The 17,341-nt window shown below is 70.3% G+C and carries 11 protein-coding genes and 3 pseudogenes; 7 read left to right on the top strand and 7 right to left on the bottom strand.

Annotated features, from left to right (window positions below; translation table 11 throughout):
- The first annotated feature begins 146 nt into the window (after positions 1-146).
- On the top strand, positions 147-2,699 hold the full coding sequence (locus IE263_RS03845) for an ATP-dependent Clp protease ATP-binding subunit (protein ID WP_189933132.1): 2,553 nt from the start codon (positions 147-149) through the stop codon (positions 2,697-2,699).
- A 15-nt stretch (positions 2,700-2,714) separates the two neighbouring features.
- On the opposite strand, the gene ggt is transcribed toward IE263_RS03845, so the two are convergent.
- On the bottom strand, positions 2,715-4,514 hold the full coding sequence (ggt, locus tag IE263_RS03840; RefSeq protein ID WP_189932186.1) for a gamma-glutamyltransferase: 1,800 nt from the start codon (positions 4,512-4,514) through the stop codon (positions 2,715-2,717).
- Positions 4,515-4,657: 143 nt separating this feature from the next.
- Between ggt and IE263_RS03835 the strand changes: the two genes are divergently transcribed.
- Both IE263_RS03835 and IE263_RS03830 read left to right on the top strand, forming a co-directional pair.
- Positions 4,658-5,419 carry a hypothetical protein gene (locus IE263_RS03835; RefSeq protein WP_189932185.1) on the top strand — a complete coding sequence of 254 codons (762 nt, stop codon included), beginning with the start codon at positions 4,658-4,660 and terminating at the stop codon, positions 5,417-5,419.
- 113 nt (positions 5,420-5,532) lie between these two features.
- Positions 5,533-7,101: a CocE/NonD family hydrolase gene (locus IE263_RS03830; protein ID WP_189932183.1), complete on the top strand. Its 1,569-nt coding sequence runs from the start codon at positions 5,533-5,535 to the stop codon at positions 7,099-7,101.
- 223 nt (positions 7,102-7,324) lie between these two features.
- Here the strand turns inward: IE263_RS03830 and IE263_RS03825 are convergent, their stop codons facing one another.
- Entirely contained in the window at positions 7,325-7,744 is a 420-nt protein-coding gene (locus tag IE263_RS03825) for a DUF6278 family protein (RefSeq protein WP_189932181.1), read from the bottom strand.
- Between the two features lie 315 nt (positions 7,745-8,059).
- On the opposite strand from IE263_RS03825, the gene IE263_RS03820 reads away from it, so the two are divergent.
- Positions 8,060-8,716: a TetR/AcrR family transcriptional regulator gene (locus IE263_RS03820; protein WP_189932179.1), complete on the top strand. Its 657-nt coding sequence runs from the start codon at positions 8,060-8,062 to the stop codon at positions 8,714-8,716.
- Between the two features lie 87 nt (positions 8,717-8,803).
- Here the strand turns inward: IE263_RS03820 and IE263_RS03815 are convergent, their stop codons facing one another.
- The 5 genes and pseudogenes from IE263_RS03815 to IE263_RS48230 all read right to left on the bottom strand — a co-directional run.
- On the bottom strand, positions 8,804-9,583 hold the full coding sequence (locus tag IE263_RS03815) for an exodeoxyribonuclease III (RefSeq protein ID WP_189932177.1): 780 nt from the start codon (positions 9,581-9,583) through the stop codon (positions 8,804-8,806).
- A 39-nt stretch (positions 9,584-9,622) separates the two neighbouring features.
- On the bottom strand, positions 9,623-10,258 hold the full coding sequence (locus tag IE263_RS03810) for an MBL fold metallo-hydrolase (protein WP_189933130.1): 636 nt from the start codon (positions 10,256-10,258) through the stop codon (positions 9,623-9,625).
- A 40-nt stretch (positions 10,259-10,298) separates the two neighbouring features.
- A complete protein-coding gene (gene pcaDC / locus IE263_RS03805; protein ID WP_189932175.1) occupies positions 10,299-11,600 on the bottom strand; it encodes a bifunctional 3-oxoadipate enol-lactonase/4-carboxymuconolactone decarboxylase PcaDC in 1,302 nt (433 codons plus the stop codon).
- 30 nt (positions 11,601-11,630) lie between these two features.
- The gene (locus IE263_RS48235; RefSeq protein ID WP_373311879.1) at positions 11,631-12,179 is read right to left on the bottom strand and encodes an HNH endonuclease signature motif containing protein; all 549 of its coding nucleotides are present in this window, start codon (positions 12,177-12,179) and stop codon (positions 11,631-11,633) included.
- Positions 12,180-12,260: 81 nt separating this feature from the next.
- A pseudogene (locus IE263_RS48230) lies at positions 12,261-12,413 on the bottom strand (transposase); the annotation flags it as partial.
- Positions 12,414-12,651: 238 nt separating this feature from the next.
- Between IE263_RS48230 and IE263_RS49905 the strand changes: the two are divergent.
- The 3 genes and pseudogenes from IE263_RS49905 to IE263_RS03790 form a co-directional block, all read left to right on the top strand.
- Positions 12,652-12,756: pseudogene (locus tag IE263_RS49905) on the top strand (hypothetical protein); the annotation flags it as partial.
- Positions 12,757-12,863: 107 nt separating this feature from the next.
- Positions 12,864-12,991 (top strand): annotated as a pseudogene (locus tag IE263_RS03795) (IS5/IS1182 family transposase); the annotation flags it as partial.
- 657 nt (positions 12,992-13,648) lie between these two features.
- A complete protein-coding gene (locus IE263_RS03790) occupies positions 13,649-17,317 on the top strand; it encodes a S8 family peptidase (protein ID WP_189932171.1) in 3,669 nt (1,222 codons plus the stop codon).
- Positions 17,318-17,341: the final 24 nt, after the last annotated feature.

Here is a 17,341-nt window from a genome sequence, read left to right as displayed (position 1 = left end):
GCCGAACCACAAAAACCCCACAACATGCCGCCCCCCAGCGACCGTGACAAGGTGGAAAACGGTGCCCCGCCCCGCCTCACCGGTGTAAGCGCCGCAGGCAAGGGCACTCGTCGTCACCGGCAGTGCAGTCGATGGAACGGAACACCATGACCAGCGGCTTCACCAGCCCGGAGGGCTACAACGACCCCTTCGGTGAATTCCTGGCCCGCTTCTTCGGCGGGCCCCGCCCCGGCCCGCGCCAGATCAACATCGGCCAGCTCCTCAGTCAGCCGGCCAGGGAACTGGTGCGCGGCGCGGCCCAGTACGCCGCCGAGCACGGCAGCCGCGACCTGGACACCGAGCACCTGCTGCGCGCGGCGCTCGCGGCGGAGCCGACGCGCAGTCTGCTCAGCCGCGCCGGCGCGGATCCCGACTCCCTCGCGTCGGAGATCGACGAGCGCTCGGGCCCGGTCCAGCACCAGCCGGGCGAGGCGCCGCCGCCCACGTCGCTGTCCCTCACCCCGGCGGCCAAGCGCGCCCTGCTGGACGCGCACGATCTGGCGCGGTCGCGCGGCGCCGGCTACATCGGCCCGGAGCACGTGCTGAGCGCCCTCGCGGCGAACCCGGACTCCGCGGCCGGGCACATCCTGAACGCGGCCCGTTTCGCACCCTCGGGCGGCCCTCCCGAACCCTCGGAAGCCACGCTCACGCAGGCCCGCCCGGAGCGGCCCTGGCCCGCCGCCACGCCCACGCTGGACAAGTACGGCCGTGATCTCACCGACCTGGCCCGCCAGGGCCGTATCGACCCGGTGATCGGCCGCGACGACGAGATCGAGCAGACCATCGAGGTGCTCTCCCGGCGCGGCAAGAACAACCCGGTGCTGATCGGTGACGCGGGCGTCGGCAAGACCGCCATCGTGGAGGGACTCGCGCAGCGCATCGCGGACGGCGACGTGCCGGACGTCCTCTCCGGGCGGCGGGTCGTCGCCCTGGATCTGACAGGCGTGGTCGCCGGCACCCGCTACCGGGGCGACTTCGAGGAACGCCTGAACAACATCGTCGACGAGATCCGCACGCACTCCGACCGGCTGATCGTCTTCATCGACGAGCTGCACACCGTCGTCGGCGCGGGCGGAGGCGGCGAGGGCGGCTCGATGGACGCGGGCAACATCCTCAAGCCGGCCTTGGCCCGCGGTGAGCTGCACATCGTGGGCGCGACGACGCTGGAGGAGTTCCGGCGGATCGAGAAGGACGCGGCGCTGGCCCGCCGGTTCCAGCCGATCCTGGTGCCCGAGCCGTCGGTGCCGGACACGGTCGAGATCCTGCGCGGGCTGCGGGACCGCTACGAGGCCCATCACCAGGTCCGCTACACCGACGAGGCGCTGGTGGCGGCCGTGGAGCTGTCCGACCGCTATCTCACCGACCGCCGCCTGCCCGACAAGGCCATCGACCTGATCGACCAGGCCGGCGCCCGGGTGCGGCTCGGCGCCCGGACGAAGGGCACGGACGTGCGGGCGATGGAGCGCGAGGTCGAGCAGCTCGCCCGCGACAAGGACCAGGCGGTCGCGGACGAGCAGTACGAGCAGGCCACCCAGCTGCGGGACCGTATCGTCGAGCTGAAGCAGCGGATCGCGGCCGCGTCGGGGGACGACGAGGCCGACGAGGGGCAGCATCTGGAGGTCACCGCGGAGGCCATCGCGGAGGTGGTGTCGCGGCAGACCGGCATTCCCGTCGCGAGCCTCACCCAGGAGGAGAAGGACCGGCTGCTCGGCCTGGAGGAGCATCTGCACGAGCGGGTCGTCGGGCAGGACGAGGCCGTGCGGGTCGTCGCGGACGCGGTGCTGCGTTCCCGCGCCGGGCTCGCGAGCCCCGACCGGCCGATCGGCAGCTTCCTGTTCCTGGGCCCGACCGGGGTCGGCAAGACCGAGCTGGCCCGCGCGCTCGCCGAGGCGCTGTTCGGCAGCGAGGAGCGGATGGTCCGCCTGGACATGAGCGAGTACCAGGAGCGGCACACCGTCAGCCGTCTGATCGGCGCCCCGCCCGGCTATGTCGGCCACGAGGAGGCGGGCCAGCTCACCGAGGTGGTGCGCAGGCACCCGTACTCGCTGCTGCTGCTCGACGAGGTGGAGAAGGCGCACCCGGACGTCTTCAACATCCTGCTGCAGGTCCTCGACGACGGGCGGCTGACCGACTCGCAGGGCCGCACGGTCGACTTCACCAACACGGTCATCGTGATGACCAGCAACCTGGGCTCGGAGGCGATCACCCGGCGCGGGGCCGGCATCGGCTTCGGCGCGGGCGGCGCCGAGGCCGACGAGGAGGCGCGGCGGGAGCAGATCCTGCGGCCGCTGCGCGAGCACTTCCGGCCGGAGTTCCTCAACCGCATCGACGAGATCGTCGTCTTCCGCCAGCTCACCGGTGAGCAACTGCGGGAGATCACCGACCTGTTGCTGGAGCGGACCCGCCGTATGGTGCACTCCCAGGGCATCGCGGTCGAGTTCACCGGCGCGGCCGTCGACTGGCTCGCCGAGCGCGGCTACGAGCCCGAGTACGGTGCCCGCCCGCTGCGCCGCACCATCCAGCGGGAGGTCGACAACCAGCTGTCGAGGCTCCTGCTCGACGGCCGGGTCAAGGAGGGCGACCGGGTGACCGTGGACGTGGACGGCGGGCGGCTCGCGTTCCGTACGAGTACCGGCGAACCGCCCGCTCCCGAGCTCTGATCCACTCCCCGCGCCCTACGGCGCCGGGTGCACCACCTGCGCCGAGCCGCCGCCCCGTCGGACGGTCTCGGCGGCGGCGAGCCACTTGCCGTTCGGCAGCCGCTGGACGCCGGTGGCCGCGCCGATCTCCGGGTTCAGCCGGAAGGAGTGTCCGATGGCCTCCAGTCGCTTCGCCGTCTCGCTGCCGTAGAGGCCGGGTTCGAGTTCGGTCTGGGCGGCGTTGCGCTGGCTGGCGCGGGGTGCGGCGATCGCGTCGACGAGCGGCAGTCCGCGGTCGAGGAACCCGGTGAGGGTCTGCAGCACGGTGGTGATGATGGTCGCGCCACCGGGCGAACCGAGCGCCACCACCGGCTTGTCGTGCTTGTCCAGCACGATGGTCGGCGAGATCGACGAGCGCGGCCGCTTGCCCGGACCCGGCAGGTTCGGGTCGTGCACGGCCGGGTTGGCCGGCGCGAAGGAGAAGTCCGTCAGCTCGTTGTTGAGGATGAAGCCGCGGCCGGGGACCGTGATGCCGCTGCCGCCGGTCTGCTCGATGGTGAGGGTGTAGGAGACGACGTTCCCCCACTTGTCGGCCACCGTCAGATGTGTGGTGTTCTCGCCCTCGTACGTCGTCGGCGCCGCCGTGCCGCCGGTGGCGCAGGCCGCCGGGTTGCGCGGGTCACCGGGCGCCACCGGGCTGGTGAGCACCGCGTCGTCCTTGATGAGGCAGGCCCGCGAGTCGGCGTACCGCTGCGACAGCAGCTGCTGCGTCGGTACGTCCTCGAAGGCGGGGTCGCCGACCCAGCGCCCGCGGTCGGCGAACGCGATACGGCTGGCCTCGATGAAGCGGTGCAGGTACTGGACCTCGCTCGCCTTCGACAGGTCGGTCTTCTCCAGGATGTTGAGCGCCTCGCCGACGGTGGTGCCGCCGGAGGAGGAGGGCGCGATGGAGTAGACGCCGAGGCCGCGGTAGGAGGTCTTCGTGGGTGCCTGGAGCTTGGTGCGGTAGGCGGCGAGGTCCTTCTCCGACAGCTTGCCGGGACGGGCGTTCCACCCCGAAGCCGGGTCCACGGGCGGCTGGTTGACGGTGTCGACGATGTCCTCGGCGATGTCTCCCTTGTAGAGCGCGCCGACGCCCTTCTTCCCCAGCTCCGCGTAGGTGCGGGCGAGATCGGGGTTCTTGAGGGTCGAGCCGACGACCGGGAGCTGTCCGCCGGGCAGGAACAGCTCGGCGGTGTCCGGGAAGTAGCGGAAGCGGGTCTCGTTGGCGGCGGTCTGGCTGCGGAAGGTGGCGTCGACGGTGAAGCCGTCACGGGCGAGGCGCTCGGCGGGCTTGAGGACCGAGCCGAACTTCTTGCTGCCCCACTTGTCGAGCGCGGTCGCCCAGGTGGCGGGCGTGCCCGGGGTGCCGACCCCGAGGCCGCTGCTGACGGCGTCGGCGAAGGCGAGGGGCTTGCCGTTCTCGAGGAAGAGGTTCGCGTCGGCGGTCAGCGGCGCGGTCTCCCGGCCGTCGATGGTCTGCACCTTGCGGGACTTGGCGTCGTAGTAGACGAAGTAGCCTCCCCCGCCGATGCCGGAGGAGTAGGGCTCGGTGACGCCGAGGGCGGCGGCGGTGGCGACGGCCGCGTCGACCGCGTTGCCGCCCTTGCGCAGGACCTCGATGCCGGCCGCGGAGGCGTCCGCGTCGACGCTGGCGACGGCACCGCCGTAGCCGACGGCGACCGGGACCTTCTCAACGGCCGTTCTCTGGGCGGCGGGTGGCGCCGCGGCCCCCACCGAGACCACGGCGGCCGAGACCGCCAGGACCGACAGTTTCCGCGCGACAGGGCGACGCATCCGTACCTCCAGTCCGGGACCGTCCGCGCAGCGTAACCAGATCGCGGGGGCCCCGACAGCCCCCTTCCGGGCACTGTCATACGAACGGCACACTTCGAACACGGGTACGTTCCGGCCATCGGCGCCCGATAGCATGCGCGCCCATGAATGACGACGTGCGCAACATCGCCCTGGGCGTGATCGCGGCCGGCATCAGTGCCGCGCTCGGCTGGGTGGCCCGCACCTATCTGTGGAAGCGGAAACTCCGGCGCAAGCAGGCGTTCTTCGGGCTGCCGGACAACTCGGAGTCGCTGCTGGTGGTCAACCGCGAGGCGGGCGGGCCCGAGCTCACGGTGATGCGCCACGACGTGTTCGCGCTGCTCGAACTCTCCGCGCTCATCAAGGACTGCAACGCGCACGCGCAGGTCGTCGCCCACGACGCGGCCCAGCAGGGCTTCGGTGAGCGCACCGAGTTCTGTGTGGGCGGCCCGGCCTCCAACCGCCGGATGATGGCCCACCTCGGGTCCCTGCTGCCCGGCGTCCGGGTCAATGTGGACGCCGAACCCGGCCCGGACCGGGGCGCCTTCCAGATCGGCGGCGAGCGCTACCGGCTGGAGCCGGGCCGCGCCGAGTACGTGATCCTCGCCCGTCTGACCGCCGGGGAGCGCCGCGAGAGCCGGCCGGTGTTCCTCTTCTGCGGGCAACGCGCCATCACCAACCAGGCGGCGACCCGCTATCTCGCCCGCAACCACGAGCGGCTGCACCGCAAGCACGGCAACAACTCCTTCGTGCTGCTGCTGAAGGTGGTCAACTCGCAGGCGTACGGCCCGGACGTGGTCGAGCTGGTCGCCGATGTGACACGGGCGGCCCAGTCTCCGCTGCCGGCGCAGGCGACCGCTCCACGGACCTCCCACCGCGCGTCCTGAGTTCCTTCACAGGACAACGATCGTTACTGGCACGTAACTTACCGACGGGTTACCTCCGGTAAAGATCACGGCTACCGTCTGGTCACTTTGCACGACACGCGTGAGGAGTGACCGTGGGACACCACCGCAAGGCCCTGCGTACGACGGCTGTCGGCGCCGTCTCCGCATCCCTGGTCGCCGGTGGCGTCCTCGGCCTGGCTCCCACCGCGCAGGCCACCGGCCACAGCGTCCGCTTCGTCGACATCCGCGGGGACGGCGGCACCGTCCTCAAGGCGAACGTCGTCACACCCGCGGGCGCCGACGCCACGCACCGCCACCCCCTGATCGTGCTGCCCACGGCCTGGGGCTTCCCCCAGGCCCAGTACCTGGCGCAGGCGCAGAAACTCGCCGACTCCGGTTATGTCGTGGTCGGTTACAACGTGCGGGGCTTCTGGCAGTCCGGCGGCGAGATAGAGGTCGCGGGCCCGCGCGACGTGGCCGACGCCTCCGAGGTCGTCGACTGGGCGCTCGCCCACACCCCGGCCGATCCTCGTCGCATCGGCATGGCGGGCGTCTCCTACGGCGCCGGCATCAGCCTGCTGGCCGCCGCGCACGATCCGCGCATCAGGGCCGTCGCCTCGCTCAGCGGCTGGGCGGACCTGATCGGCTCGATCTACTCCGGCCGCACACAGCACACCCAGGCCGCGGCCCTGCTGCACACGGTGGGCACCGTCGCCGGCCGCGAAAGCGCGGAGACCCGGCGGATGTTCTCCGACTTCCTCTCCGGAAACCTGGCCCGGGAGCAGGAGATGATCGCCTGGGGGAGGAAACGTTCCGCCGGTACCTATGTGGACCGGATCAACAAGAACGGCACGGCGGTTCTGCTCGCCGGCGCCTGGGGCGACACCGTCTTCCCGCCCAACCAGAGCGCCGACTTCTACGAGAAGCTGACCGGCCCGAAGCGACTGGAGCTGCGCCCCGGCGACCACGCGACCCCCGAGCTCACCGGCCTGTTCGGCCTGCCCAACGACGTGTGGACCGACACCGGGCGCTGGTTCGACCGCTACCTCAAGGGCGAGGACAACGGCATCGACCGCGAGCAGCCGGTGCGGCTCAAGTCCCGCTCCACCGGCGGCTACGAGGGCTATCCGGACTGGAAGTCGGTGGCCGCGACCACCCGCAAGGTCGCCCTCGCGGGCACGACCACCCTCCACACGAACGTCGACTCGGGTGCGGACGGCGGGATCGTCTTCCTGTCCAGCATCCTCGACCAGGTGGCCCAACTGCCCCCGGTGGCCTCGATCCCCCTGCTCCCCCGCCGCTGGGCCGCCGTGTGGCAGTCCGAGAAGTACGTCACGGCCCAGCACATCCGGGGCACGGCCGGGCTGCACACCACCGTCACCCCGACCGAGGAGAGCGGCACCCTCGTCGCGTACCTCTACGACGTGGGGCCGCTCGGCCTCGGCAAGCTGGTCAGCAACGCGCCGTACACCTTCCACGGGCGCACCCCCGGCAAGCCGTTCGGTCTCGACCTGGAGCTGTACTCCACGGCTTACGACGTCCCGGCAGGGCATCGACTCGCCCTGGTCGTCGACACGGTCGACCCGCTCTACCTCGAGCACAACCCGTCCGGCGCGCGGCTGACCTTCTCCTCGCCGGCGAACGACCCGTCGTACGTGTCGATTCCGCTGCGCGAGCAGTGATCTGCGACCGCGGCCGGGCGGGTGGAGCTCTGCGAACTGCCGCCTCTACGGCCCGGATGAACGGCATAGCGTAGTCGATGTCGCCGGTGCTTGAGGATCTTGGGGAGAAGTCCCTGGCCCGGCCGCTGTGCGGTGCGGTGCGGAACTCGTCGGGCCGCGGGTGCAGGTCGTACGCCCGTCGGCCGTGAACACCACGCCGTGGGCAGCCGGGCGCGCCGAGCACTCAGGTCTCCGCGACCTCGCCGTACAGCTGGGACAGTTCGGGAACCCCGCTCGCGGCCCACTCGTGGCCGGCCGTCACCACGTCGAACTCCCGTCCCGACGCCAGCCGTACGACGGGCCGGCCACCCGGCCAGACCTGCCAGGCGGCGCCGGGGACGGTGCGCACGATGACCGTGCCGAGGTAGAGGCCGGCGTCGTTGCCGAGGAAGGGCAGGATCTCCTCGTCGTCGCGCCAGCGCGGCAGGAGTTGGTCGAGTGCCTCCAACGCGGACACCGTGTCGTCGAGTCGGACACCCTCCTGGGCCGCCAGGGAGCGCAGCAGCTCACATTCGGAGAGGAGTTCGGCAACCCCCTCGGGGTCCGCGGCGAGTGTCGCTTCAGCGTCCTTCTTGCGCTTGCTGCCCAGGAAAGGGATGTTCATACGCCCAGCGTGACATTCGCACCGGCGTGCGCACCACAGGCGCGCGGGCCGCACCCCTCGCCGCGGCCCGGGCGGGCCGGAGCCTTGCCAAGGCTATTCACGCCTCGTAGAGTTCAACACCTAGTGAGTTCAACGCATGGGGACTTTGCTCCGTCCCCCGACGGCGTGAGCGGGCCCGGTGAAGATGGAGGATGTTTTCACTTTGCGGTGAATTCATGGAACTGCCCCCGCGTGAAGTGCAGGGATCTCATGACCTCCAGGAATACGGAAGACTCGGCGAACACTCCTCGGCAGACCCGGCCCGTCCGGACCCCCGTGGCCAAGGACACGCGCCCCCGGCGCGCACGCAGCGGGCGACGCCCCGGAGACAGCGGCACCCGGGAGCAGATCCTCGAATCGGCGCTCCGGCTGTTCGCCGATCGCGGTTACGCCCGCACCACCATCCGTGCGATCGCCGAGGACGCCCAGGTGGACCCGGCCCTTGTCCATCACTTCTTCGGCAACAAGGAAGGGGTGTTCGACGCCGCGATCAACTCCAGGTTCAGCGTGTCCTCCGCCTTCGACACGATGGCCACGGGGGAGATCGACGCGTCCATGCCGGAGGCCGCCTGGCTGGCCCGGACCTACCTGTCCTTCTGGGAGGACGAGGTGAGCCGCCAGGCGATGATCGCCGTCCACCGTGCCGGGCTCGCCGACAGCAGCACCTCGCAGGCTCTGCGGTCCCGGATCGAGGCGAGCACCAAGGCGTGGGCCGGACGGTCCGGCTACAAGGACCGTCCGGAATCCGAGACCCGAGCGGCCCTGGCTTCCGGCCATCTGGTCGGCCTCGCCATGATGCGGTACGTCCTCAGGATCCACCCGCTCGCCGAGATGGACTTCGAGGAGTTCCTCGACTGGGTGGTGCCCGCCCTCGAACTGCGGCTCTCCACCGCGCCGGAGCACCGCGCGAAGAAGGCGGACCCCGGCAGATGACCGTCACGGGGCGGGGCGGCCAGGTCGTCGCGGCAGCCGAGGCGGGCGACGCACGCGTCCTGTCCGGCAGATCATGCCGGTCAGGCCCTACACCTCCAGGTCGACGACGACCGGCGCGTGGTCCGAGGCGCCCTTGCCCTTGCGCTCCTCGCGGTCGACGTAGGCGTCCTTGACGGCCTTGGCGAAGGGTGTGTTGCCGTAGACCAGGTCGATGCGCATGCCGCGGTTCTTGGGGAAGCAGAGCTGACGGTAGTCCCAGTACGTGAAGGGGTGTTCGTACTTCAGGGGGCGCGGGACCACGTCGGACAGGCCGGACTCGCGCAGGGAGGCGAGGGCGGCGCGCTCGGCGGGGGTGACATGGGTGGAGCCCTCGAAGGCGGCCGGGTCGAAGACGTCGTCGTCGGTCGGCGCCACGTTGTAGTCGCCCAGCACGGCGAAGGGGCGGCTGCCCGCCGCGTCGCCGGCGACGGCGGCCTTCAGGGCCTCGAACCACTGGAGCTTGTAGGCGTAGTGCGGGTGGTCCACCTCCCGGCCGTTCGGCACGTACACCGACCAGACGCGGACCGGGCCGCAGGTCGCGGAGATCGCGCGGGGCTCCGGGGCGCCGTCGTAGCCGGGGTCGCCGGGCAGGCCCTTGACGACGTCCTCGATGCCGACGCGGGAGAGCACCGCCACGCCGTTCCACCGGCCGGTGGCGTGGACCGCCGCCTCGTAGCCCAGCTCGCGCAGCTGGTCGAACGGGAACTGCTCCTCGGCGATCTTGGCCTCCTGGAGGCAGAGCACGTCGGTGCCACTGCTCTCCAGCCAGGCCAGGAGCCTCGGCAGGCGGGCGGTGATCGAGTTCACGTTCCAGGTCGCGATGCGCATGCCTCACAACCTACCCGGAGGCTCTGACAACGCGGTCCGTCAGACCTCCGCCGAGACTCCCGACGCGAGCCGGTGGTGCTCGGCACCGCCCAGATTGCCGAGGTGGGTGTCGTAGATGGGGCGGGCGAGGTCGGTGAGGAGTGCGTCGTGGATGTCGTAGACGCGTCGGGGCTTGACCTCCCTGATGAACTCGATGACCTCGGCGATCTTGCTCCAGGGGGCCTGGACGGGGGCGAGCAGGGTCTCCACCGGCTGGTCGGGGACGGTGAGGGCGTCGCCGGGGTGGAAGACCCGGCCGCCGTCGATCAGGTAGCCGACGTTGGTGATGCGCGGGAGGTCCGGGTGGATCACGGCGTGCAGTTCCCCGTGGACCTGGACGTCGAAGCCGGCGGCGGTGAAGGTGTCGCCGTGGCCGACGGTGTGGACGCGGCCCGGGAAGGCGGCGGAGATCTTCTCCGCGACCGACCTGAGCGTCCAGATCTCGGCGGCGGGGTGGGCCTCCAGGGCCGCCCGCAGCCGCCCCTCGTCGAAGTGGTCGGGGTGCTCGTGCGTGACCAGGATGGCGTCCGCGCCGATCGCGGCGTCCTCCTCGGTGAATCCGCCCGGGTCGAGGACGAGCGTGCCCCCCTCCTTCTCCAGGCGGACGCAGGCATGCGACTTCTTCGTGAGCTTCATGAGCGTCATGGCTCCATCCTGCCTCCGCCGGGCACGCGGCTCACTCGGTGGGCGTGGTCTCCTCGCGGATGATCTGCTGCGCCACCCGGAAGGCGCTGTTGGCCGCCGGGACGCCGCAGTAGACCGCCGCCTGGAGCAGCACCTCCTTGATCTCGTCCGGGGTGAGGCCGTTGCGCAGGGCGGCGCGGGTGTGGAAGGCGAGCTCCTCCAGGTGACCGCCGGCGACCAGCGCGGTGAGCGTGACGCAGGAGCGCGAGCGCCGGTCGAGGCCGGGCCGGTCCCAGATCTCGCCCCACGCGTAGCGGGTGATGAACTCCTGGAAGTCGCCCGAGAAGTCGTCGGCCTGCGACAGCGCCCGGTCCACGTGGGCGTCGCCGAGCACCTCGCGGCGCACCTTCAGCCCGGCGTCGTAGGGGTCGGGGCGGCCCATGACCTGCGGCGGGGTGACCTGGGCGGCGGGCGCGATCTCGGCGATGGGCGCGGACTGCGGGGGTGCGGCCAGGACCGGCTTGAGGGGGACGCCGGGGAGGGCGGTCTGGCCCGTGCTGTGGTCGTAGGCGGGCTGCCAGGCGGTGGAGAAGTGCCGGACCAGTAGGTCGGTGACGGCGGCGGGCTGCTCCACCGGGACCAGGTGGGAGGCGCCGGGGACGACGGCGAGACGGGCGTCCGGTATGCCGGCGACCAGGGTGCGCGCCTCGGCGGGGCCGGTGACCTGGTCGTCCGAGCCGACGAGGACCAGCGTCGGCACGCCGACGTGCCCGAGTTCGGCGCGCACGTCGAACGCGGCGAGCGCCTCGCAGGCCGCGATGTAGCAGCCGGGGTCGGTGGTGCGCACCATCTGCACCGCCCAGTCGGTGATCGCGGGCTGCGCGGCGGCGAACCCGCTGGTGAACCAGCGGTCGGGCGAGGTACGGGCGATGGGGTCGAGGCCGTTGGTGCGGACGATCACGCCTCTCTGCCGGAACTCGTCCGCCGTGCCGAAGCGCGGCGAGGCCGCGATCAGCGCGAGCGAGGCGACCCGCTCGGGACGGCGCAGGGCCAGTTCGACGCCGACCGCGCCGCCGAGCGCGCAGCCCGCGTAGCCGAAGCGCTGCACGCCGAGCGCGTCGAGGGTGGCGAGCAGCCGGGCGGCGAGGTCGGCGACGGAGCCCGCCGGGTGCGCCGGGGCGCCGCCGTGGCCGGGCAGGTCGAAGCGGAAGACGCGCCACTGCTGGGCGAGCTCGGGGACCTGACGGTCCCACATGTGCCATGTGGTACCCAGGGAGGGACCCAAGATCAGGACGGGAGCCTCTTCTGGCCCGTCAAAGCGGTATTGCAGGGTGTTCGACGGTGTCTCACTCACGCCTCAGACCCTCTCACGTATCACGAAATCTCACACAGCCCGGGGAACCCGGCGGCTCCTGACCCTCTCGGCGCGGCACGTCCGGCGCTGCCGGAACCCTCGGGGATCCAGATACGAGTTCTCCGACGTGTACGCGTGGCCGTAGGGACAGTGCGTCCTCCTGGCTCGCGCGCTGTCCCAGTCCCTGCGCCGCAGAGCTTCCTTCTTTGGCACGGCTTCCAGGTGGTCCGGGTTGCAGCAAAGCGTAAAGTGCCGTCCCCAAGGATCGGCATGACGCACCTGGAAGCCCTCCGGAATCTCACCGACCAACAACCTGAACACCACACGGTGGACAAGCTGTGTCTTTCCCTCGTAGGAGACCTGGCCGTAGCCTGGCTGCCCCTTCCTGTTGCAGCTACCGGTCCACAGCCAGCAGCCGGTCTCCGGGTCCACCTCGATCTTGCTAGCCATACGCCTGGGCAAGTCGCCGGGCTGGTAGACCGCCTGGCTCACGCTTGCCCCTCCGTTGCACTCCCGTGCAAGCCATCCCACATCGTGGCGGCTTCGCGAAGATCCTCGACGTCCGGCTTCACGTACCACTTCTTGGTGGTCTTCACATTCGTGTGTCCGGCCCACCGCGCAAGGATGTGATCTGGCACGCCGTTGTTGGCCAGGTACGTGACCGAGGGCTTTGACCAGGTCGTCGACGGAGCGGGTCGAGACCCCGTGGACGTATGCCTCCATGACGACCGCGTAGAGGGCCTGGTCGATGCGGCGCCGGCGTTCCAGCAGGCTGGGGAAGAAGCTCCCGGCCCGCAGTTTCGGGATCGCAATCAGGAGTCTCGCGATGAGTTCCCTCTGGGGATAGTCCACCCGCACCGGATGGTGTCCCGTGTCGTGGTGTAGCTGATCTTGGCTGGGAAGTGAGCCGTTTCCGTGCCCTCGTGTGCATCGGCTGCCGGTGAATGCTCCCTGAGAACGGGGCAGGCCACCATGCAACTGTCCTTGGTGAACGGCCAGTTCAGTCCGCGCCCTCGCCGATCTTGCACATGCCGGATGGCAGCCTTCCGACTGGGCGCGCGTCATGCTTCACCGGCGACGCAAAACTGTCGTGGCCTGCGACATCTGCCACGACCGTATCCACTCAGAACGGCCAGCCAGACCACTCACGCAGTAGTCACTGGAGAGCCGGATGACCGGGAAACCGTCATGTCCGGTTCGGCGGGAGGCCGCGCGGAAAAGGACCTGTCACGGCAGACACCTCGCCGCGCGGCCGACCCAACCTCCTGGCTGTCCGGCTACCGCCGACTCAGCCCCCGCGCTACGAACGCCACCCCCGCAACTACCTCGCCTTTCTCTACCTCGCCGCAGCCCTGTGCTGCTACAAGCGACTGCTCCGCCTCACCACATAGGACACCGTCCAAGGACACAACTGTCGGAGCTCTCGATCACGAAGGGCGGTGCCAGGACCGTTTGCGGCAGTGGGGAGAGCAGTACCGTGCCGAGGCAGGGCGGTCCAAGCCGACCGTCCAACTGGCCCCGCACTCCGGGCAATCAGCCGTCCGGGCCGCTTGGACCGCCTCGGTCCTCGCCCTCGCACGCCGCAGCTGCTGCCAGTGCTGCGAACGGCATACCGACGAGCAGAACATCGCCGTCGACTTTGCCACCGGCATCAGCGGACCACCGCACCTGCGGCACGACCGCGGCCCGGTGTCGCAGTCCGCGGGCGTGGCCAGCTTCAGTCGGGGAGACCCCGTCTTTGCCCATACCAGCACCGTAGAAGCAAGAATCGTTGTCGGCAGCCCCCGCGCCCAATCTGCCCCACGGGCCCCATGAGTGCGCCGTGATCCGGCTGCGCCTGAGGATGCGGCGGCGCACCCCGTCACCGTCGCAGGACGAGCCCCGCCGACGACCTGTCCGCCCGTCAGCCCTCGTGGCCGAGAAAGGCATTGGCACTCCCCGGCCACAGCAATCCCTTGAGTCGCTTTGCGCGCTGCACGCACTCTGAGCACTGGCTTCCGCTCCACGAGGGCGGAGGCGTTTCAGCGTTCAGGGGAGGACGTCCACACATGCGAAGACTCCACGCCCTTTGGGCCGTGGCAGGAGCGGCCGGGCTGGTCGCCGGGGCGGTCACGCCCGCGGCGGCAGGTCCCGTGTCCCCGACCATCCGACCGGGCAGCACGCAGACACCACACACCGACACCCAGGCCGTCACCCTCATCACCGGCGACACGGTTTCCGTCACCACTGGGCCCGACGGCAAATCCGCCGTCGAGGTCGAGCGCGGCAAGGGCCGTGAGGCGGCCACCTTCCTTTCCACCGAGCGCGACGGCGAGGTCAGCGTCCTGCCGGCGGACGCGATCCCGCTGGTGAAGGCGGGCCGTCTCGACCCGGCCCTGTTCAACGTCACTCAGCTCGTGAAGCAGGGGTACGCGGACTCGAAGACCGGCACCACGCCGGTGATCGCGACGTACAAGAGCGGCAGCGTGACCCCCGAGGGCGCACGCCGGACGCTCACGCTGCCCGGGATCGACGGGGCCGCGTTGAGCGCGAAGAAGTCGACCTCGTTCTGGGCCGACATCGCTCCCGCCCTCGGCACCGCACCCACCACGAAGGCCGCGAAGCAGCTCGGCGAGGGCATCGACAAGCTCTGGCTCGACGCCCAGGTGAAGGCATCCCTCGACGTCAGCGTGCCCCAGATCGGCGCACCCGAGGTGTGGCAGGCGGGCTACGACGGCAAGGGCGTCAAGGTCGCCGTCCTGGACACGGGCGTGGACACCGGACACCCGGACCTCGCGGGGAAGATCGCCGAGTCGACGAGCTTCGTACCGGACCAGGCGGTCCAGGACGGCCACGGCCACGGCACCCATGTGGCATCCACGATCGTCGGCTCGGGCGCGGCCTCCGACGGCAGGCTCAAGGGCGTCGCCCCGGGCACGGAACTGCTGGTCGGCAAGGTGCTGGGCAACGACGGTCGCGGCCAGTCCTCCTGGATCATCGCAGGCATGGACTGGGCGGCCCGCTCCGGTGCGAAGATCGTGTCGATGTCGCTGGGCGGTGACGCCACCGGCCCCTCCGACATCCTGAGCGAGACCGTCGACGAGCTGTCCGCGTCCACCGGCACCCTCTTCGTGATCGCGTCGGGCAACTCCGGTCCGGCCGAGCAGACAATCGGCACCCCGGGCATCGCCGACTCGGCGCTGACGGTCGGCGCCCTCGACAAGTCCGACAAGCTGGCCTCGTTCTCCAGCCGCGGCCCGCGCCTTGGTGACTCCGCGGTCAAGCCGGAGATCACCGCGCCGGGCGTGGCCATCACGGCGGCCCGCGCCGCCGGCACCACCATGGCCGGCAGTACGCCGGTCGACGACTACTACTCGACGGCGAGCGGTACGTCGATGGCGACCCCGCATGTCGCGGGCGCCGCGGCGCTGGTCGCCCAGGCCCACCCCGACTGGACGGGCCAGCAGATCAAGCAGGCGCTGGCGACCACGGCGAAGACCATGCCGGACGCCGACGTCTTCCAGCAGGGCGACGGCCGGGTCGACGCCGTACGGGCGGTGAATCAGGGCGTCTTCGCGACCCCCGCACTGAGCTTCGGCAAGTACGAGGACGCCGACACCGAGGTCGCCACCAAGGACATCACGTACACCAACACCACGGACAAAGCGGTGGAGTTGAAGGTGTCCTCGTCACTTCGCGACGCCGCACTGAACGCGGACACGGTCACCGTCCCGGCGAAGGGCACCGCCACCGTCGCGGTCACGGTCGACCCGGCCAAGGAGGCGACGGGCCGGTACACGGGCCACATCACCGCGAGCGCCGACGGTGTCCTCGTCACCACCGCCATCGGCTTCGAGAAGCTGCCGAAGACCTACGACCTGAAGGTGTCGCTGCTGGGCCGCGACGGCAAGCCGTCCACGTCCGCGTCGCTCTTCATGCTGCAGGAGCTGAACGGCGCGTACGCGGACACCTACGGGTTCATCGGCAGCGGCTACACCTTCAAGGTGCCGGCCGGTACATATTCCATGGCGTCCTGGATCTCCAAGCGGGACGCGGCCGGACTGGAGGTCGACACCTCGATCGTCGGTGATCCCGAGATCAAGGTCGACAAGGACACCGAGGTCGTCCTCGACGCCCGCAAGGCGGTCGAGATCAAGCCGAAGACCAAGGAGGACTCCGAGTTCCGGGGCTTCACCACCACCTGGCACCGGGAAGGCCCGGGCACTGGCTTGGGGGTGACCTACAGCCAGGGCTGGTGGACCGACCACGTCTATGTGGCGCCCACCGAGAAGGTCACCCAGGGCGTGTTCGAGTTCTCCTCGAAGTTCCGTCTGTACGCCAAGGAGCTGACGGCGAGCGTCACCGGTCCGGAGAAGTACGCGCTTCCCCTCGACTACGCGCAGACGTACAGCGGCCTCCCCGTGAAGGTCAGCGGTGATCACACGGTACGGGCGGTGGACGCGGGCGCCGGAACCGCGGCCGACTTCAAGGGACTCGACGTCAAGGGCAAGGTGGCGGTCGTCCACGTGGGCGCCGGTAAGACGGCGGACGAGGCACTGACCAACGCGACGGCGGCCGGGGCCGGTTACGTCCTGGCCTACCAAGAGAAGCCCGGGTATTGGCTCGGCTCCGTGCAGAGCATGACCATCCCGCTGATGCTCGCCACCGGCGAGGACGGAGCGAAGCTCGGCGCCCTGCTGAAGAGCGGTAAGAAGGTCAAGCTGAAGCTGACCGGCACTCCGGTCAGTCCGTACGTGTACAACGTGATGTTCCCGCAGGTGGGGGCCGTCTCGGCCAACCAGACGTACAACCTGAACAGCTCCAGCACGGTGAAGCAGACGGTTCGCTACCTCGGAGCCCGGGCCGGTGATGTCGGCAAGGACGCCGTGTACCGGTACCGTCCCTGGCAGTCGGCCGACATCGCGACCACCAACAACGTGCAGCTCGGCACGGAGCGCACCGAGTACTACAACGTCTCCGACACCCGGATCTGGCACGCCGTCTATCCCCACTGGAACGCGAGCCGGCCTCAGTGGGGTCCCGTGCGGACCTTCGACAAGGCGGGCAAGCAGCCCGCCGAGGACTGGCTGGGCCAGGTCGTCCGCCCGGCGACCGCCCAGCAGTACGGCCTCTCCCAGCGCACCGGTGACAAACTCACCTTCCGGATCCCGGAGTTGAGCGATTCCTCACCGGGCCACTACGGATTGGTGGACGGCACCCAGGACACCGCGAAGGGCAAGCTGTACGCGGACGGGCAGTTGGTCGGCGACACCGCACTCGGCGGCTACGGCACCTTCACCGTCCCGGCGGCGAAGTCCTCGTACCGCCTCGTGGTCGACACACAGCGCACGGCCGACTGGGCGGCGTACTCCACCGGCACCCACACCGAATGGTCCTTCGCCTCGGCGCACACGGACCAGCAGACGGCGCTCGGGCTGCTCTCGGTCGACTATGACGTGGCCGGGCTCAACCTCCTCAACAGCGCTGAGGCCAGACACACGTCGAAGCTCGGCCTCTCCGTCCGGAACCAGTCGGGCGGCGTCACCGCCCGTTCCCTGAAGGCCTGGGTCTCGTACGACGACGGCACCTCCTGGAAGGAAGTGAAGGTCAAGAACGGCAAGGCGGAGCTCAAGCACCCGAAGAAGAGCGCCGGGTTCGTGTCGTTGCGCGTACGGGCCGCCGACCGGGACGGCAACACGGTCGACCAGACGGTCGTACGGGCGTTCGGCCTGAAGTAGACGACCTCCGTAAAACAATGCGAA

The organism is Streptomyces aurantiogriseus, assembly GCF_014649375.1.
GTDB lineage: Bacteria > Actinomycetota > Actinomycetes > Streptomycetales > Streptomycetaceae > Streptomyces > Streptomyces aurantiogriseus.
Note: the sequence above shows the minus strand (reverse complement) of the source record. Positions and strands in the feature narration are given on the sequence as shown.